The following is a 25680-nucleotide window of genomic DNA, read 5'->3' as shown; positions in this document are numbered from 1 at the left end:
CTGATTAAACAGCGTGGTTTTGCCGGTATTGGGGTTACCAATCAGCCCGATGGTTATCTTTTTCATCAGACGATTTCCTCCAGGATGATGTCGTCCAGGTCACGCTGCCGCACCGCCAGGCTGACACGGCGGGTAGAGATCTGCACTGGGTCGCCCATTGGCGCCACGCGAATGACCTCAATAACTGCGCCGGGAAGCATACCCATTGTCAGTAATTTCTGGCGCCAGGCGGAATTTACCGATGGCTTATAGCCAAGGATTCGGTAGGTACTGCCCATATTCATTGCCATATCACGCCCTGCCTAAGAGTAAGAAGCACTCATTCTATAAATGATAAGCGTTTCGCTTTTTGATCTGGCATCGGGCAGACAGTGAAAAAGCGCTCTGAATGGCTTTTGTTTAGAAAACAGAGAACATCTTCCTGTAACCTGGTTGCTTACGGGAAGGGTTGATACAGGCGATGTCTATAAGATCTCCTATCGTCAGGTTCTGGGCTTTGGGGCGTCAGCATCTATAATCCGGGCAGTGATTTTTCCGTGAATGCAGGGGGGCTATTCGTCCGTTGAGAATGGCGACAAGCCTTACGGCAATCTGATTGTCGTAAGTTGTCCAAAATCCAAAAGGCTTATATGAAACAAATTACTGTTACTCACCTCCAGCAACTCAGCGAGCAGGCTGCGGATTCTCCTCGCTTGCGAGCCAATCGTAACTTACACCCTGAATTGAGCAATCCGGTGCAGCGGCTGGCCATCGCTATGGAGCCGGGCACCTATGTCCGCCCTCACCGACATCCGCATACCTTTGAGTTGCTGACCTCGCTCAGTGGGCGGTTTCAGGTATTACATTTTGACGAAAATGGGCATGTGACCCAACGGGTGGTTTTAGGTGAAGAGTGTAAGGTGCTGGAGACGGACGCAGGCACCTGGCATGCGGTGTTATCGATGGATAAAGGTGGCGTTATTTTTGAGATTAAACACGGGGGTTACCAGCCTGTGACTGAACAGGACACAGCCCCCTGGGCACCCGCCGAAAATGAGCCGGGAGCTGAGGAGCTAATGAAATGGTACGCACAGGCACAAGTGGGTGAGGGTTTTAGATAATAGTTGCTTTGCGCTGAGTAAAAGGTATCGCTATCGATGCCGTTCTGCCTGAGCGAAACCCGATGGAAAGCATCTACCGCTGATTTCTGCCAGCGTTACTGTTCCCCATTTTTAAAATTCCGCAAGAAGTTAACAGCATCATTTAGTTACATCATTCTATTGTGCTATAAATAACAGTCACGGCCCTTCGGGCCGTGCGGGGCGGCTGGTCAATGAGCACTCGGATTCACAGAACGGCTCCGTTAAGGTTTAATCAAAAAAAGCCAATCTGGCAGGATAGCGCCGGTAACCTTATATACTCTAATAGGGTGTTGTAACTAATTAGCGGTTGAGGTAGTTGCTGTAAGATAAGAACGGCGCCCTGGGAGGATCATTTTCATAATGGCAGTGCCCTGATTTTCAGGCCACCGCCAGATGATGAGCATCTAAAGCTTACTTCAGAACCCGAACCGTTTTTACATCAATCTCTACGCTGTTCCAGTCTTTATCAACTTCACCTTCGATGCGGACTTTATCACTCGGTGATAACGATTGCCCCATCCAGCGCTTGTCATCAATATCGACATTAATTGTTCCGGTAGCATCTTTGAACTCATAAAGTTCATGCCCGACTTGTCTGATAATGTTACCTTCCAGAACGACCCATGCGTCATCACGCAGTGTCTTAACCTGAGCGACAGAAACTACGCCGGGCGTCGGACCTTTAAATCCGCCCTGAGAATATCCCTGCCCTGCTGGACTCACAAAGCCTTCCTGCGCAGAAACTCCAAAACTCATACCGGCAAACAATGCTGCTAAAAGAATCTTTTTCATATTTTTATCTCCGTTAAATGGTAAGGCTAATTTACGATGCAGATCTTAACGGGATCTTAAGAAGAAGGATTATCTGCGCGTGTTTTAAAAATGTAATGAACATAATGCGAACGATAATTCCATTACAAAATAACAATCAAAGTTAAACATGTGTTGTTAACAACAAAATAAACTCTTATCTGAGAGGTAAGCTTTAACATCCACTACAATATGGTAATTCTTGCGCTTTCACTTTGCATAATTTCGCACAAATTACATAGCTCACCTGCCTGTTAACGGCTATTGTTTCCTGGCATAGATATATCCCAGTATTAAATCATTCTGTATCTCAGTTTTGCTCATTATATATTTTGTACTTTTTATAACCACTCGATTGAGTGGTTTTTTTTGCCTGACTAACGGTAGTGACGGATCCCTGTAACGTTAAGCAATCCGTTTACGGCAATAGTTCCCATCCATAATGTGGTCTGTTCTGGCGCGAAAAAGGAGGGGAATGCTGTCTGCAGATACATAAACCAGGAAATGAAACGTGGTTAAACACCCGTGTAGTATTGAAACTTTCTTATAGAGAGGGGTGATAGCCTGATGCCCATCACAACTGAGAAGAGATAAAGACGCATGCAGAATTTACCGAAATTCGGAGATTCACCCGCATGAGCCTCCGAATAAGTGAAAATTATTTCAGTCTCTGAGCATCATCCTGGGCTTCTTTCAAATCCATTTTTGCAGATTCCAGCTTCAGTTTCTTTTCCTCTACCTTACTGGTTTTCTTCATGATTCTGTCAGTGCGACCTTCTGTATTCGCTTCAGCAAGTTCCTCCTGGGCTTCCTGGAGCTCGAGCTCCGCTTTTTTTACCTTCATCTCGCGTCTGCTGACATCATGAGATGCGCGCGTTGCCTGACGTTCATCAGTACAATACGTTTCAACCTTATTACGAGCAATATTGAGCCGTGCAATTTCTGCACTATTACCCTGTTTTTTGGCCATTTCAGTTTTGGTTAAAATATCTGACAACTGATCATTACAGGAATCTGTCGCAGCGAACCCTGCCAGGGGTGACGATATCAAAATCAAAGCTATAATTTTACTTTTCATACCTAAATAAAATCCTTGTTAAAATAGACTAATCAGAATGATAGTTCCGATTGAATATAGCGAAGAAAATCAGAGCCACAAGAGATAAATTGATAAATGAAGTTACATTCCAATTCTGGAGTCATTGTTAAAGTTCAGTAATGATTGTTAATTTTTAACAGATGAGAAAATTTTTCTGAAATAAACCGGGCGCACATCTGGTCGAAACACAATTCAGGCTCGTCCATGTTGCATACTCCTGAGCAATCCATGGAGTTGATCCAGATCATTTTCTTCCCGATAAAGAGGCAAACTGCCAGATTGTTAGCATGTCGTTTAACAATCACAGCGAATAATGCCGCATCTTCTTAAAAAAGTAACGACAGGAAAGTAAAATGACATCTTTTAATTCTGGCAAGAAATTCGCCTTCGCTGTTGCGATGATGGCTTCCGTTATGTCCCTTTCCGCCTGCTCAAGCAATTACGTGATCTCCACCAACGATGGGCACATGATTACGACTCATGGAAAACCCGCAAGAGATAAAGAAACAGGCATGATCTCTTATAAAGACACGGATGGAAACATGCATCAGTTACAACAGCATGATGTTAAAGAGATTGTGCAAAAGTAAATCTGCTTTAATAACGCTCTTAATCGTTATCCTGAAAATCTCACCCTGTGGAAAAACTGAGCAATGAAAATTTCTGTAATTGGCTTTGGCTTATTATTATGTGCATCCTCCTCTGCCATGGCCATTGGCCTGAACGCCGAACAAAGTAAAAACACTTCGGTGCTGGACGCAGAAATCGGCCGTTCATCCGGCGGGCTTTACGTCGATGGTCAGTGGATGAAAAATACGGCGGATGGTGTTCAGATTGGTCAGGCGGGTACCGGTTATAACCTGGAAATCGGACCGGTGATGCTGACGGCTGGCGTTAAAGCCGCTTACATCGGCGGCAAAAAAGGAGACAACGGCGTTGCATTTCCTGTTGGCGGCGGTGTGAAAATCAATCTGCCTGCTAATTTTGCGTTGTATGGAGAGGGTTATTCCGCCCCGGAACAGCTGACCAACAGCGTCAAGAATTTCGTTGAGGCCAATGGCGGTGTCAGCTGGTCACCTGTGGCGCCACTGGTTTTAAAAGTGGGCTATCGCTATGCGGGTGTTGATGGCAAAGATGGACGTCCGGGTCATACCCTGATCGATGGTCCCTATATCGGTGGCGGCCTGACATTTTAACGTCGGATGACTCTTCCCTTTTTTGTGGTGAGGAAACCCTGCATATTGACCGATCGGTTTCCTTACTCAATTACTCGTCTCAACTCAGGCGGGGAGCACTGAGAAACAGATTATGAAACCTCTTATGCTGATATTATTTACTCTCTGTCTGACCGGATGTGCGCAGTATAAATGGGTCAAGCCTGATGCATCTGAACAGCAGGAAACAATAGCGGAAACAGCCTGTCGGGCCCAGGCACTGCGGGATTTACCCCCTGACAATGTCGTTAGCGGTAAATACACCTCAAAAGACAGTAAATATAAAACCACTGACACCGATTACTCTACCAGCGATGCCAATGAAAACCAGCGAGAGATCCTGGTGAAAGATTGTATGTTTAAAAAAGGCTGGCAGCAGATTGAGATTCAGCAATAGCCATATCTCCCTCCCCGAGGCCAGGTCAACCCCTGGCCAGCGGTGATCAGCGTCAGAGGTCAGGATTTATTTCTGTATCATCCTCTTGTCGTTCAGCACGCTGCCGCCGGCACCGTTCCGAGCAATACAGTACCTCGTCCCAGCATCGTTCCCACTTTTTTCGCCATGACATCGGTTTGTTACACGTTTTACAGTAGCGAACCGGTAATGACTTTTTATTGCCTTTAAACACCTTAGTCCCTCCTGAGAAACCCTGATAATGCTGACAATAGTGTCCTCGTACAGTTTTTAGCTTAGTGCCGTTTCCAATAAGGGAAGGCGAGATTGTCGCGAAGTTAGCGTCATGCTCCTTTGCCGAAGCAACTCATTAACTGTTTATTCAGTGATTCTGCCATTTGATCTGACATCGCACTTTGAAATCTGAGCTGTCTGGATTCCCTGACACACGGGTAGGCGACTGACCAATTAATTGCGATGGTTAACAAAGCGCATTTCCTTTAAAAGTGCAGGGATATCTGACCAGGTTTTTTGTTTAGCCTCTTATTCTATAGGTTGTGTCACAAACGAGTGATGTAAGTAAGCAATGAACTCAATCAATAACGCTTGTAAGTAAGTATTGAGGGCAATTGAGATCGCACCGCTTTACCGTTTTATCAGCGCATAGGGCAATATGGAACCCGGATGATGTTGCTCAGATTGCCTTGATCAGCAGATAGCCTCCCTGGCCCCATACGGCGGCTAAAAAAGTCATTACGCCCGTAAATAATCAATCGAGGGACATACGGTAAGACGTAATTCTGACTGTTTTATATCCATTTACTGACGTACGTCTATCCAGGCTTTTAAAACCAGCCCGTAACCCGCCTGGCGATGATAGCCTTAACCGGAACGTTATTTAACGTGATAAATTAACCTGTTATCATGACCTTACAAATAGTCTAATAAATCAGCCCGCTAATGCTGATTTTCCGTAATTTTGCTATGTGTTCTATACAAAACAATTACGGTTAACCTCATGCCCATATCCAGCTTTAGCTGGAAGAAGTATGCAACGATGTTTGACTCTCAGAACAAAGCAGGTATGGGATTAGCGAAGCGATGCCGCTGGTATAACAGCGTGAAAGCACAGTTTATCCATAACGTAACTAAATTATTCAGCATCATCAGATGGTGCACCGTTTTGACATTTTGAGCGAAGAGTGTAAAAAAAAGAGTAACTTTACTTTTGTTTAAGGGTCTTACGTTAATTACAGTTTAAACTCTTTGAGAAAGCGATTAATATGTTGGTGTTGAACTACCGGTTCTGTATTTTGATTCTTCGAAGGCAAGCATCTTAAAAAAGCAGGTCTGACGAAAAGCATCAGCGTGAACCCGCTCTGTATTTTATTATCTGAACATGACTATGGTGACTTTGATGAGTGACACTCTCAACAGCTTGAATAATATCCGTACCCTTCGCGCAAACGCTCGCGAGCTTGACCTTGCTGCCCTGGAAGAAATGCTGGAAAAACTGTCGGTTGTGGTAAGTGAGCGACGTGAAGAAGCGCAGGCTTCTGAAGCAGCTAATCGTGAAAAAGCTGAGAAACTGGCAAAATACCGTGAATTACTGTTGCAGGAAGGTATTGATCCTAACGAACTGTTAAATGGTATGCCGACTGCGCCAGCAGTGAAGAAAAAACGCGCGCCTCGTCCTGCTAAATATCAGTACACCGACGAAAATGGTGAGGTTAAGCAGTGGACTGGCCAGGGCCGTACCCCATCTGCTATTAAATCTGCCATTGATGCAGGTAAATCGCTGGATGATTTCCTGATTTAATTCAGTATGAATTATGAAACACCGCCTGCATCAGGCAGGCGGTTTTTTCGCCATAAATGGTCAGGCTCAAGCATCTCAATTACCGGCCAGCCTGTACCCTTTCCTTTCTCATCTTGTTATTGTCTCTCCATCCATAATCCTGCTCAGGCGTTCCCTGAACTCAATAACTCAAAAGCCTTACGCAATCACGCAACAGGCAATGGGTCTTATCCTGTTATCTCAACCGCTTTATTTATTCAGCGATTGCGTGTTGCGGGCTGTGATAATTTCCAGTCCGATCTGTTGACCATAAGAGAGCTCAAGCGTATTGCCATCAGGATCGGCAAAAAATGCCCAGTAGCCTACTGGCGCACCAGATTGCTGCGCGTCGCGTCGCAACACACCTTCAAGCCGTGCGAGTGCCACTTTTTCATCTATCTCTTCACGGCTGGCACAGGCCACGCCAATATGACCAAATGGACCCAGCGGCGTATCTTCACTGTTGTCAGATTGCACCAGCACCAGCGCGAAAGGTCGGGTTAAATCCGACAGCCACGCCACTTTCTGTGCTTCAGGAATGCCAGGTTCGCGCTGGTGTATCACCTGCATCCCGGCATAACGCTGATAAAAATCCACGCTCTTCTCTAAATCCCGTACCTGCAAAGCAAGATGAGTGAAACCGGTATCGTTTGACATGGCCGCTCCCTGTTTAAGTTGAGCAGTCACCATGCCACAGGCAGGATTCAGAATTTGATCACGGATGCTCAGCCGCTTCGTTCTTCACACATGGCCTGGTTACGCCCTGCCCGTTTCGCGTGATACAACGCCTCATCCGCGCGCGCTATCAGCGATTCTTTTTCCTGTTGTGAGTCTGAAGCAAGATAGACGGCGCAGCCTGCACTCAGGGTGACGTGCTTCTGCGGCAATTCCGTGGTGAGATGCGGAATATCGAGCCTGTTAACGGCGTCGATGATTGATTGAGCAAGGTGCAACGCGGCTGACAACGGTTCTCCAGGCAGAATAATGGCAAACTCTTCGCCGCCATATCGGGCTGTGAGGTCGTTTTTGCGGCGGGCGGCGTTCTTCAGGACAGTAGCCACTTTTTTCAGGCAATCGTCACCCGCCACATGGCCGTAGGTATCGTTGAAACGTTTAAAGTAATCGATATCGAGCAGGATCAATGACACGGGCTGGCCACTGCGCTCCACGTTCTGCAGGCATTCAGTCAGCATGTGATCAAAATGGCGCCGGTTGGCAACACCCGTCAGCCCGTCACTCTGTGCCAGATTTTCCAGTGCGCGATTAGCCGCGGTTAGCTCATCGCGTAATTGTGTCAGTTCAAGCTGATAACGCAGCGTATGCCGTGCCTGACGCAGTACAAATGCACCCAGTAAAAGAATAACAATCAGCAGCGCCAGGCTCAGAATCAGATCCTGTACCCAGCTCTTAAGCCAGTGGTTAAACAGTGCGCGCTTGTCATATCCCGCGGCCACTACCAATGGATATCGCTGTGAGCGGACAAAGCCAAAGATGCGTTTTTTACCATCAAGCGCAGCGGTCCACTGACCGCTGCCTTTATCCGCATGGGCCAGCATCCTGAGGAAAAGCGGACTCACTGAGAGATTTTTACCGATGTAGCTATCCGGCATTGGACGGGCGTAAAGCACGGTACTGTCTGCCAGCATCAGGACCAGCACATCGCCATCGCTCAGTTCATAATAGCTATAGAAACGGCGGAAATAGTCCACTTTAATGGTGGCGAGCAGGACACCCCGAAAGCCGTTAAAGGCATCGTTCACACGAAGCGTAACCGGGATCACCAGCTCGTGAGTAGTGCGGCTGCGAAGCACCGGGCCGACATGGAGGGTATCGCGAGCGCTGGCGCGGTGATAATCAAAATATTCACGATCGGAATTATTGATGTCAGGCGGTATCCGGCTCATAGAAGTGGCTATCCATTTCCCCTTAGCATCATAGTAGAACAAGCCGTGTAGCTGCGGCAGGCGGCTCTGCAACAGGCGCATCGTCTGGCTCAGCGCATCGCCATCTACACCGGTTGTGGCAATCTGCTTTTCGAGCTCGCGTTGCACTTCGCGTAAAGAGAGCTCGGTCTGCAAAAACGTATCGTCCGCCTGGCGCGCCTGTGATAGCGACAGATTAACCGCCGTATCTTCAGCTTTATCGACGGTTTCGTTCCAGTCTTCCCGCAGCGTCCACACATTTAAGCCAATCACCGCCACGCTGAGCAATACGCCTGAAAGGATAATACTTCTTAGCAGCGGCGAGATTTTTGGCGCTGGCCCCTCATTTTTCCGGCGAAACGTCATGCCTGTCCTTAATAAACCCTGTTGACTGATTTAAGCACAGTAAATCAAAAGCAAAAATGCAAATCCCACAATCCTGTTTCAACAATGATGATCCGCAATAAACCAGCAGATTTCGCTTAAAATTTCTTCTTTATTGGTTTAACCAGCGCTATTAATAGTGGATTAATAGCGAATAAGGCTACACTAGCGCTTCAAATATCACGTGGGTAAATGTTACCCTTGCCAGCTGAATAATTTGCACTTTATTGATTAAGTTGAGTATTTGAGGATTTGTTATGAGTAAAAACCTGAGCAGCCTGAACAATATCCGCACGCTTCGTGCAGAGGCGCGCAATATGGCTTTAGATATGCTGGAAGAGTTACGCCAGAAATTAGAGACCGTGGTAAATGAACGTCGTGAAGAGGAAAACGCGCGGGCAGCGGAAGCCCGTGAGAAAGCAGAAAAACTGGCGTTCTACCGTGAGCTGTTAATGGAAGAAGGGATTAACCCGGCGGAGCTGGTAAATGGCGCATCTCCCTCGGTAACCAGCAAAAAGAAACGCGCAAAGCGTCCGGCGAAATACCGTTACAATGACGAAAATGGTCAGGTCCGTTACTGGACGGGTCAGGGCCGAACGCCCTCCGTAATTAAGGCGGCCATTGAAAACGGCCAGCCGCTGGATGATTTCCTGCTGTAGTCACATTTATTTCTGCCGGAATAGTGACCGCCATTACGCGGGAATATTCCGGCAGGCAAAGCCACAGGCGCAGAAATTTATCCGCGCCGGGTCACTCATCATCCTGTCGTAATGCCTCATCACTCATCACCGGATGCGGCCCCCGAAACGTCCGGCGCCACTCGCTGGGAGAGACGCCAAACCGGGATTTAAAACGCTGACGAAATGACACGGGCGAATCAAAACCCGCCTTTTCTGCCACACATTCAATGCTGATGCCGGTGGTTTCGAGTAATAGCTGGCTGCGTTGCAGACGCTCTGCTGTCAGCCACTCTCCCAGGGACATGCCTGTCGCCTTGTGAAAATGACGCGTCAGCGTTCGCCTGCTCATGCTGAGCGTCCGCGAAAGCGAGTCAAGATCCTGCGGCTGATCCAGATTCTGTCGCAGGGACGCCAGCAACGCGTTGATCTTACTGTCACGCGTTGTTTCCGGAACCGGCCGCTCAATGAACTGCGCCTGACCGCCTTCACGGTAAGGCGGCACCACCATGCGTCTGGCTACCCGATTAGCCATGGCGCTGCCATAGTGGTGACGGATGATATCCAGACAGCAGTCGATGCCCGCCGCGGTGCCGGCAGAGGTGATCAGACGATTGTCACGGGTATAAAGAGCATTACTGTCGAGGTGAACCTGCGGAAAGCGCTCGCTGAAGTCACGCTCAAATTCCCAGTGAGTGGCAGCACGATGCTGATCGAGCAAACCTGCATAAGCCAGTACGTAAGTGCCCAGACATAGTCCGACGACCTCTGCGCCGCGCTGCCAGGCTGCCACCAGCTTATCAAGCAGCGCCTGCGCGGGTTTTTCAGCCGGATTGTGCCAGTAGGGCACGATAATAATCTCCGCCTGATCAAGCGGGTCAAGACCCTGTTCCACCGTAATTGACAATCCCATCTCTGAAATGACCGGGCCTGGTTTCAGTGCGCAGATATCGACATGAAACAGATCCGGCTGCGGCAGGGCAGAGCCGAACAGAATACAGGGAACTGAAAAATGAAACGGACTAAAACCGGCCGTTGCCAGTACCGCGACTCTCAGAGCAGCCATCCTCTCCCCTTACTGTGTGACAACGTAGTGTTGAGATCTCCAGCACAATTGTGCAGGTTTAGTGCCACGACGCTCAGAACGTCATTGTTTCACCATCTTCCGGGATCAGCACCTGGTCAGCAATACCCTGTTCGGTAGTCCAGGCACGTAGCTCAGCGCGCGTCAGTAAACAGTGGTTGATCGCCTCCATATGTGAGGCAACCAGCGTTGCGTCAGGCAGGATATTCAGCGTGCGCTGGGTATCCTCTTTTCCCATGATAATCGCGCCATAGAGATCGTTGGTTGCATTGCCGATATTCATTACCACTACCTGCGGCTGAAAACGTTGCAGCGCTCTGACATAGGGCTTAACCCATACGGTATCGCCTGCAATGTAGAGGGTTTTTTCTGCCGGATGGGTAAATACCAGACCACAGGCGTCACCCAGAATATCGCCCATCACTTTGTCTGCATATAAGGCATTGCTGCCGTGCTGACCGTCGGTTTTATAGATTGTCAGGCCATCAACAAACGGATTCTCATCCTGCAGCACGCGAACATTTTCAAAACCCTGCGAACGAATCAGCGCTGCATCTGTTTCGTTCTGGCTGTAGATCATCATCGTCTTCGGCACTAACTGCTGCGCAGCCTCATCCCAGTGATCCATATGCGTGTGAGTTATAATAACCGCATCGACTGCCAGCAGTGCAGCGACCGGGACAGGCAGCTCAACCATCGGATTTCTAAGATGCGGACGAGCATTTCCGGCAAACCCGGGCCAGGCCTCTTTTTCGGCCAGCATCGGATCGATCAGGAATTTTTTACCTGCATAGTCCAGTAGCAGGGTGGCATTACGAATCTGGGTCAGCTTCATTTTGGCTCCGTGAACATTCTCAGTGAAATCAGCCAGGCTTACTGGCTACCATGAGGTCACTTTACGGCACTGTTTACCTGCGCGTGACAGGCTCAGAGGACAGTGTTCGATGAAATCGGGCCAAACTGCACTATTTTCTTGTGGCAGGGTATCTATCGGTGCTGGCGTCGCGACGAGACAGCCCGGAATGTTCAGGAATGGCAGGAGTTCCGGAAGTTGCTTTTAACTCTTTACCGACAACGATAACGCTCTCTGACGATGTCTGTTAAAAGCATTGCCGGTTAAAATATTAGTAGCCCTGGCGGGTCCCGGACCTGTGTTCTGATTATTAACCTTTGACAGGAGAGTCTGTGAACGACTTATGGAAATTGCACTGGCTGGAGGCATCGGGTGATGTCGGGCCTTATAAATCGTCAATAGTCAGGGCCGCTGAGCTCGCCTGCGAGCACCTCTCCTCCGTGACGCGTGTCCCTCCTCTGGATATTCTGGTTCAGTGCATGCCGGAGGCAGTCATTCCTGAAACCGGTTTTGCAGGTCGGGCTTACAGTCCCACCCTGTTCGGCCTGGCCATTGACCCGGCAAATCCGAATCTGCCCGGGATGCTGGAAAATGGCACGCTGGTGCGGCAGATCGTGCATGAAGTCCATCACTGTTTGCGAATGCGCGGACCGGGATATGGCTGGACGCTGGGTGAAGCGCTGGTCAGCGAAGGTCTGGCGGGTCAGTTCGTCTGCTGGCTGCTTAAAACGGCAGCAGAGCCGTGGGAACGAGCCATAGAGCTAAGCGAATTGCAGGCTAATCCAGTGCCGCTGACCACACTGCAAAGCCCTCATTATGATCATTCTGCCTGGTTCTTCGGCACGGGTGACTTTCGCCGATGGTATGGCTATACGCTGGGCTACCAGATGGTTGCCGCATGGCGCCGTGATAACGCGGAATGCGCTACAGAGAAATGGTTCAGCGTGACAGCCGATGAGGTGATTGCCACGGGGCTGGCTAAGGGCTTGCTGACAAATTGAGGTTAAAAAAATGCCGCAGCAGGCTGCGGCATGTTATTTCAGATTCGCATCAGAAATCGGCTTTCAGAACCACACGGTAATTGGCTTTACCGGCGCGGACGTGATCCAGCGCTTTATTGATGTCAGACATCGGGAAGAACTCAACCTGTGGCGCAATATCCGCACGCGAGGCGAGTCGCAGCAGCGAACGCAGCTGGCCTGGTGAGCCGGTTGATGAACCGGTCACCGCTTTGTCGCCCAGGATCAGATCAAAAGCACTCACTTCAATCGGCTTCAGCACGGCACCCACGGTGTGGAATTTACCCTGAGGTGCCAGCGCAGCGAAATAAGGTTTCCAGTCCAGGTCGACCGCCACAGTACTCAGGATCAGGTCAAAACGGCCTGCCTGCTTTTTCAGGGCTTCAGGATCACGGCTGTTAACCACTTCATCCGCGCCCATATCCAGGATTGACTGCTTCTTATCCGGCGTTGAGCTGAATGCCACCACTTCGGCACCCATCGCGTGCAGGATCTTGATTGCGATATGGCCCAGTCCGCCGATACCAATCACACCCACACGGCTGGTCGCCGTGATGTTGCTCATCAGCAGCGGTTTAAACACGGTGATACCGCCACACAGCAGCGGACCGGCGCTCGCCACATCCAGTTTTTCCGGCAGCGGAATAACCCATTGCCAGTCAGCACGCAGCTTCTCGGCAAAACCACCTTTGTTCATGATGGTCGGGATGCTGCCCTGCTGACAGTTAACCTGCTCGCCGTTAATACAGGCATCGCAGTGCTGACAGCTTTTTGCTGTCCAGCCGATTCCTACACGCTGGCCGACTGAAAGACCTTTATTCTTAGCCGCTTCGCCCAGGGCTGAAACCCGGCCAATCACTTCATGTCCTGCAATCACCGGGAACTGAGAGATGCCCCACTCGTTGTCGATCATCGACAGATCTGAGTGGCAGACACCACAATATTCGACCTGGACTTCGACTTCTTCGGCTGCCAGTTCGGCGGCATCGTACTCATAGAGTTCAAGGGCCTGGCCAGCCTGCATGGCTGCATAACTTTTAATTTTCATTCATACCTCTGCGTGGTTAATCACCGACAAGTGTAACAACTGAAAGCCCGCCCTGCCTGGTCGTTACGCTTACACCGCACTTTTTTATCTTTTATGCTGATAAATCAGCCCTTAACCTGCGCACCGGAAAGAGTTTGTAACACCTTGAGCTGCGCGACGGCTTCCTGCATCGCATCCATCCCCTGCGTCAGTTCACGCAGGCTGCCGAGATGCTTCGCAATGTCAGCGCGCTCATGTCGCGTCTGTTGATTCATGGCCGCCAGGGTATCGGCTGCACTGATACTGCGCTCTGCCATCTGGGCGGCGGTCTGCGCCGAATCACTGGCCACCAGCCGGATACGTGAGATGGTGCTGACTGCCTCACCGATGTTACTGGCCGTGGCTTCGGCCTGCTCTTTGGAGGAGTGCGCCAGACGACGAACTTCGCCCGCAACCACAGCAAATCCCCGCCCAGCCTCGCCTGCACGAGCCGCTTCTACTGCGGCATTCAGCGCCAGGATGTTGGTCTGGAAAGCAATATTGCTGATGCCATGCGTAATCTCATTGATGCCGTTGGAAATTTTCTCCAGATCGTCCAGACCATCATCCAGCCGCCCCTGAGCCTGCTGGCTCTCGGTGGCGATGTTACTGATGTTACGGATACTGCTCTCTGCCAGGCTCAGGGTTTCTCCCTGGCTCTGAGTGGCTGTTTCCAGCACCGGCAGCGCCTCCATCAGCGGCGTCAGCGCCTGCTGATAAGTGATAACCCGATCCAGAACCCGCGTCTGAACGCTGTTAAGCGCTTCCCAGCGGCGCAACGCTCGCTGCGCGTAGTGTGCCGCGTAGCCGGCGTACTCTACCGGGAACTGGCTCATCGCTTTGACGTCATGATTAAAGAACACCAGCGCAGAGAGCGTCTGATTGATAGGCACGCCCAGGATTTCGCCGAAGCTGGAAAAACCGGCGGCGGCAATGCCTTTGAAGAAGTGGGCATTATGCAGCTTATCGGCATTGCCGACGCGACGCAGGATACAGTCGTTCATCAGGATCGCCGCGGGTTTGCCATGCTGAGCGGTAAAAGCCTGCCACTCATGCGTCGTCGTCTGTTTAAAGTCTTTCTCCTCCATCAGGAACAGCCGATCGCCAAACTCAAGATCGCAGAAAAAGTGTACGCCGCCCGATTCAATTTTGGCGATCGAGCGAATAAAGAACTCGCCGCCAACTTTAACGCCGAAAGTGAGTCCCTTTAGCCGTTCGCTCAGTTGTGCTTCGTTGCAGTTAAGATGTTCACACAGCGCCCCAACAAACGGCTGCTGCTGCCCCTGGCGGTTAAACACTGACGTCACAGTGCGCGCAATCGGATCGGCTTCAGCAATCAGCCAGCTCTGATCGCGTGGCGTGAAGTTCTGGCTTTTAAAAGGAGCAAATGATTTTCCTGGCGCCATCTGGCAGAACACAATCACCGCCTTGCCCTGCAACACCCTGCCACCTGTACCAATCCAGGTGCCATCAAAGGTGATTTTACCCCCAGCCGAACCGCCAATCGCCAGGCAGGGAAAGCGCCCGCTGTTATACCAGGCCTGCATCAGAAAGCCTTCAGATGCCGACAATCCATCACAGTAAATCATGGCGAAAGTACGATCGGCCGAGAGCGGCATCCGCACCTGCAAGCGCGCCAGCTCCTGCTGGATGGCGGTGATGCGCTGGCTGGCGGTCTGGGTGTCGGCGACATGCAGATCAACAATATGCGTCTCATGGCGTGCGATCAGTGTGTCCGGCAGCCAGAGGTAGCTTCCCTCCGGACCATTGCCATCACAGTAGGTGCTTTGCGATCTGCTGCTGCTCAGCGCGCCGTTGGAAGAGAGCGTCAACACCGTCAGGTCGGCGGAGTTGAAGCGCTGCCAGGCCTGACTGACCCGCTGAAAATCGGCTTCAGGCGGAACGAAGGTCATCAGGATCCCGCCCGCGCGCGAGCTTAAACCCATGGAGGCCAGTGAATCTGGCAACGCACGACAATCATAGGTGCCATTGGCAGGTTGACTGCTACGCGAAAGACGGGCAACAGGCAGGCGTCTTTTGATCGTCTTAATGATCGACATATTATTATATTCGCTTTTATTTGAGTAATTTGCGCTTAAATTAGCGTTTTCTGGTGTGTATAAAAGGAGGGCTAAAAGCAGGTCCGTTCGCGTTCAGAACTCGTCGCGGAGTGCCGGGTTCATCAATGATCGGCGCACTCAACGCCAGTTGGTTATCGCCAGTAGCGGGAAAACCTTTAACGATTGCTGTAGTTGGTTTAATGGATGAATATGTTACATCTTCGTAGCATTAAATAAGCTTTAGCGTGATTTTACCGGGAAAATATAAGGCTGTGCGGGTGAACAGGTTTGCGATGCTGGCTTACCAATGCGGTAACTGTAAATACAAAGGAGGTTCACTGTGGGTTCAATTAGCATCCGAATTGATGATGATCTTAAGAGACGATCCTTTGCTGCGCTCAAAAAAATGGGTGTGACGCCCTCTGACGCGCTGCGCCTTATGCTTGCATATATTGCAGATAATGAACGTCTTCCCTTTAAGCAGACATCACTCAGTGACGAAGATGCGGCGTTAGTAGACATAGTGAAAGAACGCCTGCGAAATCCTGAACCTGTCAGGATCACGCTGGACAAGCTTTAATGCCCTGGCAGCTTGAGTGTGATCAGAGGGCACTGAAAGAGTGGCGCAAGCTGGGCCCGACAGTACGTGAACAGCTTAAAAAGAAGCTGGCTGAGTGTCTTGAGTCACCCAGAATTGAGGCGAACAAACTCAGCAGGATGCCTGACTGCTATAAGATCAAGCTAAAGTCATCCGGTTATCGACTTGCATACCAGGTTATTGATGACCGGGTGGTCGTTTTTGTGGTGGCTGTCGGGAAAAGAGAGCGCTCAGAAATCTGTTCTGCCGCTTCCAGGCGTCTCTCTTAAACAGGCGACTTCACCGCTAACAAACAAAGCGGCGCTATTCCTGTTTACCTGTCACTCTGCTGGTTCCAGTGCTGTTCGCAGCGCTCCCGAGCTTCGGCAGGCAGGTCGCGTAAATCTGGCAGCGTGTCGCCGGAACCGTAGCCCATTGATTCCCTCGCTTCCTGCTGTTCATCCTGCGCGGCGAACGTGATTTTCTCATCCAGCTGCTGCCAGCTATCGCCCTGCTGCCGGTAGATCACAGCAAAAGTGGGCGTCTGTGCATCATCGCCGTAAATTTCATATTTCTGTTTCTGCTCGTCAGAACCCAGCTCAAGCGTGTCGATTAAGGTCGCATTACTCATAGCACTCTCCTTTTTCGTCAGGTCTGTAAGCGTAGTTCATCACCCACGGCCCTGCCGACACTATCCCCTTTCGAAAAATTAAAATCAGTCTTACCAATAATTTAATTCTGTGCATTTGCATAAACGAAGCGGACGACTATGCTTGCAGATGTGACTAGCTAGTCCTTTTTATCTAATGGAACATTGATATGAGGTCTTCCTATGACACAACAGAAATACAGAGGTGGTGCCGGCAATTTTGCCAACGATCCAGAACGGGCGAGTGAAGCTGGCAGTGCAGGAGGCAAGGCCAGTGGGGGCAATTTCAAAAACGATCCTGAAAAAGCCAGGGAAGCCGGTCGGAAAGGAGGCAAAATTAGTCGCCGTCCTTCTAAGTAATTCTGAATAAAGCGCTTTAGGACGTATTACGCCATGGAATGGCATCTATCCCAATAAGGTTCATCATGCCCCCTCTTTTAGCCTTAATGCCTCTCTGACCAGGGTAAAAGCGGGTGAATGTTGCTTGCGGCTGGGATAGTAGAGGTAATAGCCGGGAAACGGCTCGCACCAGCGCTCCAGCACGCGGATCAAGGTGCCCTGCTCCAGCCCTTCTGCGACTTCCTGCTCAGGCAGGAAAGCGATCCCCAGCCCTGCGAGAGCCGCTTCTGCAATGTGTGCCGAAGTGTTGAACGTCAGTTGTCCATCTACCCGCACATTTAACGGTCCCTCTTCACCGTCAAACTCCCAGACGTACAACCCACCCGCTGTCGCCTGCCGCATGTTAATGCAGTTGTGATGCAGCAAATCCTGCGGAACCTGCGGCGCAGCATGACGACGAAAGTAGTCGGGCGTGGCCACCGCAGCCATCCGTAATTGCGGGCTTATCGGCATCGCCACCATGTCTTTATCAATGGTGTCTCCCATCCTGACCCCTGCATCAAATCGATCGGCCACGATATTGCGTAAGCCATGATTAGCATCGAACTCAAGCCGGATATCAGGATAAGCCGCCAGCAATGGCGTCAGCTTTGGCATCAGGAGTGAGCTCAGAATATGCGGCCCGCAGGTGATCCGTACCGTGCCGGCTGGCTTGTCCCGCATCGCGGTCAGCATATCCAGTTCCGCCTCAATTTCATCGAACCGGTTGCCAATCGCCTGGATTAACCGTTCACCCGCTGCGGTCGGTGAGACGTTACGGGTCGTGCGGGTAAGCAGCCGAATCTCCATCCGGTTTTCCAGCGCGGTAATGGTCTGACTTAACGCGGGTTGCGTCACGCCCAGCAGCGCTGCCGCGCGGGTAAAGCTGCCCTCACGCGCCACGGTAATAAAAGCCTGCAGGTCATTCATGTTGCGCTTCATACTGCACTTCCGCCGATAGATTTATAAGTTCTGGTTATAACCCCATTAAGGATTCATTAGCTAGTCAATATAAAGCGAAACAGTAAAATTTCCTGAGTTCATCGGCACCGCAAACAATGAAACAGGAAACAACATGACTTCCACGGAAACAACTGACTGTTCCCCCCGGCATAAAGAAGCGCACTGGGGTGGTGTCTGGGCAATGACGCTGTGTGTATTCGCGCTTATCGCCTCTGAATTCATGCCGGTCAGCCTGTTATCGCCGTTATCACAAGATCTGGCGGTCAGCGAAGGTCTGGTCGGACAGGGCATCGCTATCTCCGGTGCACTGGCAGTGATCACCAGCCTCTCAATAACCCGCATCGCAGGGAACCTCGACCGCAAAATTCTGTTGCTGGCGCTCACGCTGGTAATGGCACTATCCGGATTGATGGTGGCGATGGCACCCAACTATCTGACTTACATGACTGGCCGGGCATTGATTGGCGTGGTGATTGGCGGTTTCTGGTCGATGTCAGCGGCGGTCGCTATCCGGCTGGTACCCACCGGGCAGGTGCCGCGCGCGCTGGCCATTTTCAACAGCGGCAATGCGCTGGCGACGGTTATCGCTGCACCGCTGGGCAGCTATCTCGGTTCTGTCATCGGCTGGCGCGGGGCTTTTTTCAGCCTGGTGCCGGTAGCCTTGATCGCACTGCTCTGGCAGGCGTTAACGCTGCCATCGATGCCAGTCGATTCGGCCCGGCAGCGCAGCGGAAAAATCCTGCAGCTGCTGCGTTCGCCGCTGGTTACGGTGGGTCTGACCGCCTGCGGCCTGCTCTTTATGGGCCAGTTCACCCTGTTTACCTATCTCCGCCCGTTTCTGGAAACCGTGACGCAGGTTGACGTTTCTGCGCTGTCGCTGGTGCTGCTGACTATTGGCGTCGCCGGCTTTATCGGCACGCTGATTATCGGCGCTGTTTTGCAGCGCGGCTTCTATCTGACCCTGATGATCATCCCGTTGATTATGGCGCTGGTTGCGGTGCTGCTCATGGTGTTCGGTCATCACCTGTGGCTGGTGGCGCCACTGCTTGGCATCTGGGGACTGGTGGCAACAGCGGCACCAACCGGATGGTGGGCCTGGATCGCCAGAACCTTTCCGGATAATGCCGAGACCGGTGGCGGATTAATGGTGGCCATCGTACAGCTGTCGATTGCTTTGGGGTCGACGCTGGGTGGCCTGGCCTTTGACCATGCAGGCTGGCAGACCACCTTTGCCATCAGCGCCACATTACTGGTCACTGCCGCCGGACTGGCGATGATCACCGCCCGTAAGGAAAGCGCTGCCTGATAGCAGATGCGTTGTTTAACCGGGCAACCCGTTGCCCTCATGTCGTCAACCCCGATAAGGATCTTCTTATGAGAGCATTAACCCTGATGTTTGGACTGTTGCTCAGTTCATTTGCGGCCAGCGCTGCCGATATGTCACGCGGCGCCGATAACTTTTATCAAAGCGAGAAAGTCACCCGCGAGAAAGTCACCTTTAAAAACCAGTATCAGATGGGCGTGACCGGCACGCTGTACAGACCAAAAGAGGCCGGTAAAACGGCGCGCCTTCCGGCGATTGTGGTAGGTCATCCGATGGGCGCAGTCAAAGAGCAGAGCGCCAGGCTCTATGCGCAGAAAATGGCTGAGCAGGGATTTGTTACCCTGGCAATTGATCTTTCATTCTGGGGCGAAAGTGAAGGCCAGCCGCGCAACGCGGTCTCTCCGGATATCTATGCCGAAGACTTCAGCGCCGCCGTGGATTACCTGGGTACTCGCGAATTTGTCGATCGCGCCAGGATTGGTGTGCTGGGCATCTGTGGCAGTGGCAGTTTTGTCATCAGCGCAGCGAAGATTGATCCCCGCATGAAAGCCATTGCTACCGTCAGCATGTATGACATGGGGTCAGCCAACCGTAATGCGCTGAATAAAAGCCAGACACTGGCGCAGCGCAAGCAAATCATTGAAGCGGCGGCACAGCAACGCTATGTAGAGTTCACCGGGGGTAAAACTGAGTACACCAGTGGTACACCACATAAAATCGATGCTGATTCGCCTCCGATAGCCAAAGAGTTCTATGATTTTTACCGAACGCCTCGCGGTGAGTTCACCCCGAAAAACAGTTCAGCTGCGCTGACCACGCACCCGACGCTCACCAGCAACGTGAAGTTCATGAACTTCTATCCGTTTAATGACATTGAGACCATCTCACCGCGCCCGATGCTCTTCATCACGGGTGATAAAGCGCATTCACGCGAGTTCAGCGAAGATGCGTTCCAGCGTGCGGCACAGCCAAAAGAGCTCTATATCGTGCCTGATGCAGGCCATGTGGACCTTTATGATCGCACTGACCTGATCCCGTTTGCGAAGCTGACCGCCTTCTTTAAACAGCATTTGTAATCTTCCGCTAATTATTGATCCCAGCCCGTCTGCAGCCGCCTGCAGACGGGCTTTCTGCGTTATTGGCCTTTGCGATGGCGGGTCAGGTAGTGCTTCACCAGCACAAAGAACAGCGGAACAAAGAACAGCGCCAGTACCGTGCCTGCCAGCGTACCGCCGATGATACCGGTGCCGATGGCGATGCGGCTGTTAGCACCGGCACCCGTCGCCACCGCCAGCGGGATCACCCCGGCGATAAAGGCCAGCGACGTCATCATTATCGGCCGCAGACGGGTTCGTGCTGCCTGCAACGCAGCCGCACTCAGCGAACTTCCCCGATGAACCGCATCCTCCGCAAATTCGATGATCAGTATCGCGTTTTTGGAGGTAAGTCCGACCGTGGTCAGCAACGCCACCTGGAAGTAGATATCATTGCTTAATCCGCGCAGTGCCACCGCAAGCACGGTACCCAGCACGCCGAGCGGCACCGCTAACAGCACGGAGAAAGGCACCGACCAGCTCTCATACAGCGCAGCAAGACAGAGGAAAACCACCAGAATCGAGATCGCATACAGCGTGGTTGACTGCCCGCCCGCCTGCTTCTCCTGCAGCGAAAGACCGCTCCATGCCCCTGTGGTCCCTGCCGGGAGTTCATTGGCCAGTCGCTCAATGGTGTTCATAGCATCGCCGGAGCTGAACCCTTCGGCGTTCTGACCCTGAATTTCGTAGGAGGCAGAGCCGTTATAGCGATTAAGGCTTTCGGGTCCCATGGTCCATCGGGTCGAGGCAAACGCCGAGAATGGCGTCATGGTGCCTTCACTGTTACGGATGTACCATTTATCCAGATCCGAAGGTGATGAACGATACTGACCGTCGCCCTGAACATAAACCCGCTTTACCCGACCCCGGTCGATGAAGTCATTGATATAGGCACCGCCCCAGGCGCTGGTCAGCGTATCGGTCACGTCATCCAGCTGCAGTCCCAGTGCCACCGCTTTGCTGGTATCAATATCGACCTGCAACTGCGGCGTTTGCGGCAGGATATTGGCCCGCACGCCAAGCAGTTCCGGGCTTTGCGCTGCGCTTTGTAGCAGCTGATCGCGCAAGTTGCCCAGTTGCTCACGCGTGGTGCCACCGCTGGCCAGCAGCTCATAGGTAAAGCCGTTGTTCTGTCCCAGACCCGGCACCGACGGCGGCGTCAGCGCAAAGATCTGCGCATCCCGAATCGATGCCAGCGCATAGGTGGCGCGCCCGGCAATCGCTTCGGCAGAGTTCTCACTACCCGGTCGCTGATCCCAGTTCTTAAGCTTGATAAACGCCATACCGGCATTCTGCGCAGCACCGCTGAAGTTAAAACCGTTGATGGTGAAGACCACATCAATATTCTGTTTCTCTTCGGTCAGGAACCAGTCAACTATCTGCTGATTGACTGCCTCTGTACGGCTGGCCGTAGCACCCGCTGGCAATGTCGCCTGAAGCATGATGCTGCCCTGATCTTCAGTCGGCAGGAAGCTACCCGGCAAGCGGGTAAACATCACAAACAGTACCACGCCCATTGCCGCATAAAGCGACACCATGATCAGCGGACGGCGCAGAGTGCTCACCACTTTGTGACGATACTGGCGCTCGGTGGCGGCATAAAAGCGGTTAAAACCGCCAAAGAAGCCTTTACGATGGGGTGAGGTCGGCCGTAGCAACATGCCACACAGTGCAGGCGTCAGGGTCAGTGCCACCACCACGGAGAAGGTCATGGCGGCGATGATGGTGATGGAGAACTGCCGGTAAATCACACCGGTCGACCCGGCGAAAAAGGCCATGGGCAGAAATACCGCGGAGAGCACCAGCGCGATAGCCACCAGCGCGCCGGAGATCTCTTTCATCGACTTTTCCGTTGCCTCACGCGCCGGCAGACCTTCGTCATGCATAATGCGTTCGACGTTTTCGACGACCACGATAGCATCATCCACCAGCAGCCCGATGGCCAGCACCATAGCAAACAGCGTCAGGGTATTGATGGTGTAGCCGCACAGCGCCAGTACGCCAAAGGTGCCAAGCAGTACCACCGGCACCGCCAGCGCCGGGATCAGCGTCGCACGGATATTCTGCAGGAACAGATACATCACCACCACTACCAGCGCGATCGCTTCGATCAGGGTGATCACCACATCCTCAACGGAGATTTTGATGAAGTCAGTGCTGTCGAGCGCATAGGCCACCTCATAACCTTCCGGCATTGAGTGGCGATACTCTTCAACTTTGTTTTTCACCAGCGTCGCGGTGGCCAGCGCATTTGCGCCCGGCGCCAGCATCACACCGACACCCGCCGCAGGATGCCCGTTGAGTCGGGTGGTCATGTCATAAGATTCGCCGCCCAGCTCCACCCGCGCCACATCACCCACGCGCACGATGGCACCGCTTTTGTCGCTTTTGACGATGATGTTTCGGAACTGCTCTGGCGTCTGCAGTCGCGACTGCGCTCTGACCGTGGCGGTGAGCTGCTGATTATCAGGCGATGGCAGGCCGCCGATTTTACCGGCTGAAACCTGAATGTTCTGCGAGCGTATTGCCGCCGACACATCGGAGGGCTGCAACGCAAAGGAGTTGAGTTTGAAGGGATCGAGCCAGATGCGCATCGCGTACTGACCGCCGAACACCTGGATGTCACCTACCCCTTCGGTCCTGGCCAGCGGCTCCTGCATATTACTGACCAGCCAGTCACCGATATCCGTGCTGTTACTTTTGCCCGTGGTGTCATACAACCCCATCACCAGCAGGAAGTTTGACTGCGATTTGGTCACGGTAACACCAAGCTGCTGCACTTCGCTGGGCAGACGGGAGAGCGCCTGCTGCACCTTGTTCTGCACCTGCACCTGAGCCGTGTCCGGATCGGTGCCCTGACTGAAGGTGACGGTAACCGACACATTCCCCTGTGAACTGCTGCTGGAGGTAAAATAGAGCAGATTATCCAGCCCGGTAAGCTGCTGCTCGATCACCTGCGTGACGCTGTTCTCCAGCGTCTCCGCAGAAGCACCGGTGTACGTTGCGCTGATATTCACCGAAGGCGGTGCAACATCGGGATATTGTTCAACCGGCAACAGGGTAATAGAGAGCGCGCCAAGCAGCATGATTAAAATGGCAACAACCCATGCGAAAACGGGACGATAAATAAAAAAACGAGAAAACATCAGCGGGATCTCTTCCTTTTGGGCGGGTGCAAAACCTGCATTCCTGCGGGCTAACAAACAGCGTTGATTATAGGGTGTAACCTCAGGCTGAACATCCTGACGTGTTCTTTTCTTAAAGCTGAGGGATCGTACCGTGACGCTGCATTTTCGATTTATCGCGGATTTAACTGTGCTGACATCCGATGTGGGCATCAAAGAGAAAGCCGATCCATAACGAATCTGATGATGCATTAAGCAAAATGGTGAGCCCTGACTATCCTCAAATAAAGGATATTGATCAGGAGAAAACCATGAAATTTTTCTACTTCGTTTCGCTTATCGCTTCTGCCCTCTATTTACTGGCCTTCCTGCCTAAACTCCGCACCCGTCGTGAACCCATAGCCTACTGGGGTTGCTGGACTTATCTGGGTGCCAACGCCATTTTCTGGGCCGTTTATGGTGTCATGCATTACATTTAATGTCATTTTTTAAGCAAAGCGGTAAACAGGGATGTTTAGGGCACTATCCTGCTGATTAATCGGGTGAGCGCGAGCGGGATCGTAGAGATTTATTATTTTTCAGATTTGATCACAGCGACAGGATTTTGTGCCTTCTTACAGGCCCGGCAGTTATACAGAACTGCGAGACGTGCTGGAAAAATCATATAAGGCGGCTACGCTGATTTTAAGCTAACCCTCTGGATTTTAAAGCCTCCCGTCCCGCGGAAAACGATGATTTCTTCTTCTGTTCCGTTATGGGATATATTGGCATCACTATCGTGAAATTTTCTCTGCATAACAGGTTATCCCGGCAATGGCTTTGATCCCTAAAAACTATACGCGGCTGGAAAGCGGCTACCGTGAGAAAGCACTTAAAATCTATCCGTGGGTGTGTGGACGCTGCTCACGCGAGTTTGTCTATTCAAACCTGCGTGAACTGACGGTTCACCATATCGATCACGACCACACCAACAACCCGGAAGATGGCAGTAACTGGGAGTTGTTGTGTCTCTATTGTCATGACCACGAGCACTCAAAGTACACCGAGGCTGACCAGTATGGCACCCGTGTAGTGGCTGGCGAGGACGCACAAAAAGATGTCGGTGAGGCTACCTACAATCCCTTTGCTGACCTGAAGTCGATGCTGAATAAGAAGAAGTAATGGCTGAACTGTCAGGCTGGCCGACCGGCCTGACAGTCTCGCTTCCCGAAGAGGCTCACAACGTCTGGCCGCGGCCAGAACGCAGTGTAGTCCGTCGTGCCAGATGCCACCCTGGCCAGACTCAGCGCGATATGAATCTTTTACCAGCCGGTTATTTCAGATTTTGATATCAGTCATGGCCGGGTGAACCGTACGTTAATCCCCCCTTCACCGACACTCTTTTTGAGGCTATCTGTCGACAGCACCTTTCCTATTGGCGTGTAGCTATAGGAGGTCTGGAATGTCTCGTAAAAAAGAACCAGCGTCTTATTGCCATACAGCATCACATCGCCCTGCTGGATCGTGCCGGGTTTGTGCGGATCGTTATTAAGAGCAGCAGGCAGGTCTGCAAACTTCTCATTGCCGTTCAGCTCCGCCATCGTCATGGTCAGCGGGAGTTGCTGTACAAATGCTTTCGCGGTGGCGTTATCCGCCAGCGCAATCTCATACGACTGATGGTTGATCGTCATAATAATCTTCATGGGATGCAGCTCTCCTGCCCGAACCGGGCCACTGGCTTTAGCGGGTATCAGACTATAGGTGGAAAGTAAAACCAGCAAAAGTAAGGCTCTTTTCATAAGGTTGCTCTCCGGATTATGGCGCATCTGTTCAGACATGGAGTGCGTTACTGCGATCGCCGTCCAGCCCTGAATAAACTGGCTCACGTACCTGCCGTTACCTGATGGTAAAGATTTATCCTTCACCCTTCACCTGCATCATCTCCCTGTCGGCGGAACTCACGCACCGCTTATTCTGCAACAGCCTGGATGCGCTGCGCTTCATCTGAGGTGCTGAACTGATTTGCGGCTTACGTTTCGGACTGTCGAAAC

The 25680-nt window shown here is 51.8% G+C and carries 29 protein-coding genes; 14 read left to right on the top strand and 15 right to left on the bottom strand.

The features are described 5' to 3' along the window. Both EPG66_RS23295 and EPG66_RS20790 read right to left on the bottom strand, forming a co-directional pair. On the bottom strand, positions 1–66 hold a 66-nt coding region (locus EPG66_RS23295; protein WP_182687994.1), incomplete at its 3' end, for a GTPase. Continuing rightward, on the bottom strand, positions 66–290 hold the full coding sequence (locus EPG66_RS20790) for a FeoA domain-containing protein (RefSeq protein ID WP_031593784.1): 225 nt from the start codon (positions 288–290) through the stop codon (positions 66–68). The genes EPG66_RS20790 and EPG66_RS23295, both read right to left, overlap by 1 nt. A 339-nt stretch (positions 291–629) precedes the next feature. Here EPG66_RS20790 and EPG66_RS20785 point away from each other — a divergent pair, with 339 nt between their 5' ends. Then, positions 630–1100 (top strand): WbuC family cupin fold metalloprotein, encoded by a 471-nt coding sequence (locus EPG66_RS20785; RefSeq protein WP_031593782.1) that lies wholly within the window; start codon positions 630–632, stop codon positions 1098–1100. Positions 1101–1532: 432 nt separating this feature from the next. On the opposite strand, the gene EPG66_RS20780 is transcribed toward EPG66_RS20785, so the two are convergent. Continuing rightward, positions 1533–1913 carry a YgiW/YdeI family stress tolerance OB fold protein gene (locus tag EPG66_RS20780; RefSeq protein ID WP_069027125.1) on the bottom strand — a complete coding sequence of 127 codons (381 nt, stop codon included), beginning with the start codon at positions 1911–1913 and terminating at the stop codon, positions 1533–1535. A 676-nt stretch (positions 1914–2589) separates the two neighbouring features. Further along, positions 2590–3009 (bottom strand): DUF1090 family protein, encoded by a 420-nt coding sequence (locus EPG66_RS20775; protein WP_074399947.1) that lies wholly within the window; start codon positions 3007–3009, stop codon positions 2590–2592. A gap of 374 nt (positions 3010–3383) precedes the next feature. On the opposite strand from EPG66_RS20775, the gene EPG66_RS20770 reads away from it, so the two are divergent. The 3 genes from EPG66_RS20770 to EPG66_RS20760 all read left to right on the top strand — a co-directional run bounded on the left by EPG66_RS20770 (position 3384) and on the right by EPG66_RS20760 (position 4641). Continuing rightward, entirely contained in the window at positions 3384–3620 is a 237-nt protein-coding gene (locus tag EPG66_RS20770) for a YgdI/YgdR family lipoprotein (protein ID WP_031593778.1), read from the top strand. A 63-nt stretch (positions 3621–3683) separates the two neighbouring features. Further along, positions 3684–4226, top strand: a complete 543-nt coding sequence (locus EPG66_RS20765) for a YfaZ family outer membrane protein (RefSeq protein WP_083070609.1) — start codon at positions 3684–3686, stop codon at positions 4224–4226. 112 nt (positions 4227–4338) lie between these two features. Then, positions 4339–4641, top strand: a complete 303-nt coding sequence (locus tag EPG66_RS20760) for a hypothetical protein (protein WP_115758463.1) — start codon at positions 4339–4341, stop codon at positions 4639–4641. 52 nt (positions 4642–4693) lie between these two features. Here the strand turns inward: EPG66_RS20760 and EPG66_RS20755 are convergent, their stop codons facing one another. Then, complete coding sequence (locus EPG66_RS20755; RefSeq protein ID WP_071941192.1) at positions 4694–4873, bottom strand: DUF2256 domain-containing protein; 180 nt, start codon at positions 4871–4873, stop codon at positions 4694–4696. Positions 4874–6055: 1182 nt separating this feature from the next. On the opposite strand from EPG66_RS20755, the gene EPG66_RS20750 reads away from it, so the two are divergent. Continuing rightward, positions 6056–6457: an H-NS family histone-like protein gene (locus tag EPG66_RS20750; RefSeq protein WP_010257055.1), complete on the top strand. Its 402-nt coding sequence runs from the start codon at positions 6056–6058 to the stop codon at positions 6455–6457. Between the two features lie 228 nt (positions 6458–6685). Here the strand turns inward: EPG66_RS20750 and EPG66_RS20745 are convergent, their stop codons facing one another. Together EPG66_RS20745 and EPG66_RS20740 are read right to left on the bottom strand one after the other, a co-directional pair. After that, on the bottom strand, positions 6686–7132 hold the full coding sequence (locus EPG66_RS20745; RefSeq protein ID WP_031593775.1) for a VOC family protein: 447 nt from the start codon (positions 7130–7132) through the stop codon (positions 6686–6688). 68 nt (positions 7133–7200) lie between these two features. After that, a complete protein-coding gene (locus EPG66_RS20740; RefSeq protein ID WP_182687982.1) occupies positions 7201–8763 on the bottom strand; it encodes a sensor domain-containing diguanylate cyclase in 1563 nt (520 codons plus the stop codon). Positions 8764–9038: 275 nt separating this feature from the next. On the opposite strand from EPG66_RS20740, the gene EPG66_RS20735 reads away from it, so the two are divergent. Next, on the top strand, positions 9039–9440 hold the full coding sequence (locus EPG66_RS20735) for an H-NS family histone-like protein (RefSeq protein ID WP_109653765.1): 402 nt from the start codon (positions 9039–9041) through the stop codon (positions 9438–9440). 91 nt (positions 9441–9531) lie between these two features. Here the strand turns inward: EPG66_RS20735 and EPG66_RS20730 are convergent, their stop codons facing one another. Together EPG66_RS20730 and EPG66_RS20725 are read right to left on the bottom strand one after the other, a co-directional pair. Beyond that, the gene (locus EPG66_RS20730; protein WP_083070606.1) at positions 9532–10524 is read right to left on the bottom strand and encodes a GlxA family transcriptional regulator; all 993 of its coding nucleotides are present in this window, start codon (positions 10522–10524) and stop codon (positions 9532–9534) included. Between the two features lie 73 nt (positions 10525–10597). Further along, positions 10598–11377 carry an MBL fold metallo-hydrolase gene (locus tag EPG66_RS20725; protein ID WP_182687980.1) on the bottom strand — a complete coding sequence of 260 codons (780 nt, stop codon included), beginning with the start codon at positions 11375–11377 and terminating at the stop codon, positions 10598–10600. 350 nt (positions 11378–11727) lie between these two features. On the opposite strand from EPG66_RS20725, the gene EPG66_RS20720 reads away from it, so the two are divergent. Next, positions 11728–12396, top strand: a complete 669-nt coding sequence (locus tag EPG66_RS20720) for a DUF2268 domain-containing putative Zn-dependent protease (protein ID WP_064703131.1) — start codon at positions 11728–11730, stop codon at positions 12394–12396. Between the two features lie 49 nt (positions 12397–12445). Here the strand turns inward: EPG66_RS20720 and ahr are convergent, their stop codons facing one another. Continuing rightward, a complete protein-coding gene (gene ahr, locus EPG66_RS20715) occupies positions 12446–13462 on the bottom strand; it encodes an NADPH-dependent aldehyde reductase Ahr (protein WP_039387390.1) in 1017 nt (338 codons plus the stop codon). A 104-nt stretch (positions 13463–13566) separates the two neighbouring features. Further along, positions 13567–15540, bottom strand: coding sequence for a methyl-accepting chemotaxis protein (locus EPG66_RS20710; protein WP_039387388.1), 1974 nt, complete (start codon positions 15538–15540; stop codon positions 13567–13569). A 340-nt stretch (positions 15541–15880) separates the two neighbouring features. On the opposite strand from EPG66_RS20710, the gene EPG66_RS20705 reads away from it, so the two are divergent. After that, positions 15881–16120, top strand: a complete 240-nt coding sequence (locus tag EPG66_RS20705) for a type II toxin-antitoxin system RelB/DinJ family antitoxin (protein WP_083070603.1) — start codon at positions 15881–15883, stop codon at positions 16118–16120. Beyond that, positions 16120–16407 (top strand): type II toxin-antitoxin system RelE family toxin, encoded by a 288-nt coding sequence (locus EPG66_RS20700; RefSeq protein ID WP_069027133.1) that lies wholly within the window; start codon positions 16120–16122, stop codon positions 16405–16407. Before EPG66_RS20705 ends, EPG66_RS20700 begins: the two co-directional genes overlap by 1 nt. A 44-nt stretch (positions 16408–16451) precedes the next feature. Here the strand turns inward: EPG66_RS20700 and EPG66_RS20695 are convergent, their stop codons facing one another. Then, complete coding sequence (locus EPG66_RS20695; protein ID WP_039387382.1) at positions 16452–16748, bottom strand: hypothetical protein; 297 nt, start codon at positions 16746–16748, stop codon at positions 16452–16454. Positions 16749–16949: 201 nt separating this feature from the next. Between EPG66_RS20695 and EPG66_RS20690 the strand changes: the two genes are divergently transcribed. Further along, a complete protein-coding gene (locus tag EPG66_RS20690) occupies positions 16950–17126 on the top strand; it encodes a con-10 family general stress protein (RefSeq protein ID WP_010257023.1) in 177 nt (58 codons plus the stop codon). 63 nt (positions 17127–17189) lie between these two features. Here the strand turns inward: EPG66_RS20690 and EPG66_RS20685 are convergent, their stop codons facing one another. Further along, positions 17190–18086, bottom strand: coding sequence for a LysR family transcriptional regulator (locus EPG66_RS20685; protein ID WP_069027134.1), 897 nt, complete (start codon positions 18084–18086; stop codon positions 17190–17192). Between the two features lie 133 nt (positions 18087–18219). On the opposite strand from EPG66_RS20685, the gene EPG66_RS20680 reads away from it, so the two are divergent. Both EPG66_RS20680 and EPG66_RS20675 read left to right on the top strand, forming a co-directional pair. Then, on the top strand, positions 18220–19413 hold the full coding sequence (locus tag EPG66_RS20680; protein ID WP_182687978.1) for an MFS transporter: 1194 nt from the start codon (positions 18220–18222) through the stop codon (positions 19411–19413). Between the two features lie 68 nt (positions 19414–19481). Then, positions 19482–20507: an alpha/beta hydrolase gene (locus EPG66_RS20675; RefSeq protein WP_182687976.1), complete on the top strand. Its 1026-nt coding sequence runs from the start codon at positions 19482–19484 to the stop codon at positions 20505–20507. Between the two features lie 59 nt (positions 20508–20566). Here the strand turns inward: EPG66_RS20675 and EPG66_RS20670 are convergent, their stop codons facing one another. Then, the gene (locus EPG66_RS20670) at positions 20567–23671 is read right to left on the bottom strand and encodes an efflux RND transporter permease subunit (protein ID WP_182687974.1); all 3105 of its coding nucleotides are present in this window, start codon (positions 23669–23671) and stop codon (positions 20567–20569) included. A 290-nt stretch (positions 23672–23961) separates the two neighbouring features. Between EPG66_RS20670 and EPG66_RS20665 the strand changes: the two genes are divergently transcribed. Together EPG66_RS20665 and yajD are read left to right on the top strand one after the other, a co-directional pair. After that, positions 23962–24129 carry a hypothetical protein gene (locus EPG66_RS20665; RefSeq protein WP_009093121.1) on the top strand — a complete coding sequence of 56 codons (168 nt, stop codon included), beginning with the start codon at positions 23962–23964 and terminating at the stop codon, positions 24127–24129. Positions 24130–24463: 334 nt separating this feature from the next. After that, positions 24464–24811: an HNH nuclease YajD gene (gene yajD, locus EPG66_RS20660; protein ID WP_003850685.1), complete on the top strand. Its 348-nt coding sequence runs from the start codon at positions 24464–24466 to the stop codon at positions 24809–24811. 173 nt (positions 24812–24984) lie between these two features. Here yajD and EPG66_RS20655 read toward each other — a convergent pair whose 3' ends face one another. After that, positions 24985–25554 (bottom strand): cyclophilin-like fold protein, encoded by a 570-nt coding sequence (locus tag EPG66_RS20655; RefSeq protein ID WP_373995261.1) that lies wholly within the window; start codon positions 25552–25554, stop codon positions 24985–24987. Positions 25555–25680 lie beyond the last annotated feature (126 nt).

Source organism: Pantoea pleuroti, from assembly GCF_014156615.1.
In the GTDB taxonomy this organism is placed as follows: Bacteria; Pseudomonadota; Gammaproteobacteria; order Enterobacterales; family Enterobacteriaceae; genus Pantoea; species Pantoea agglomerans.
Note: the sequence above shows the minus strand (reverse complement) of the source record. Positions and strands in the feature narration are given on the sequence as shown.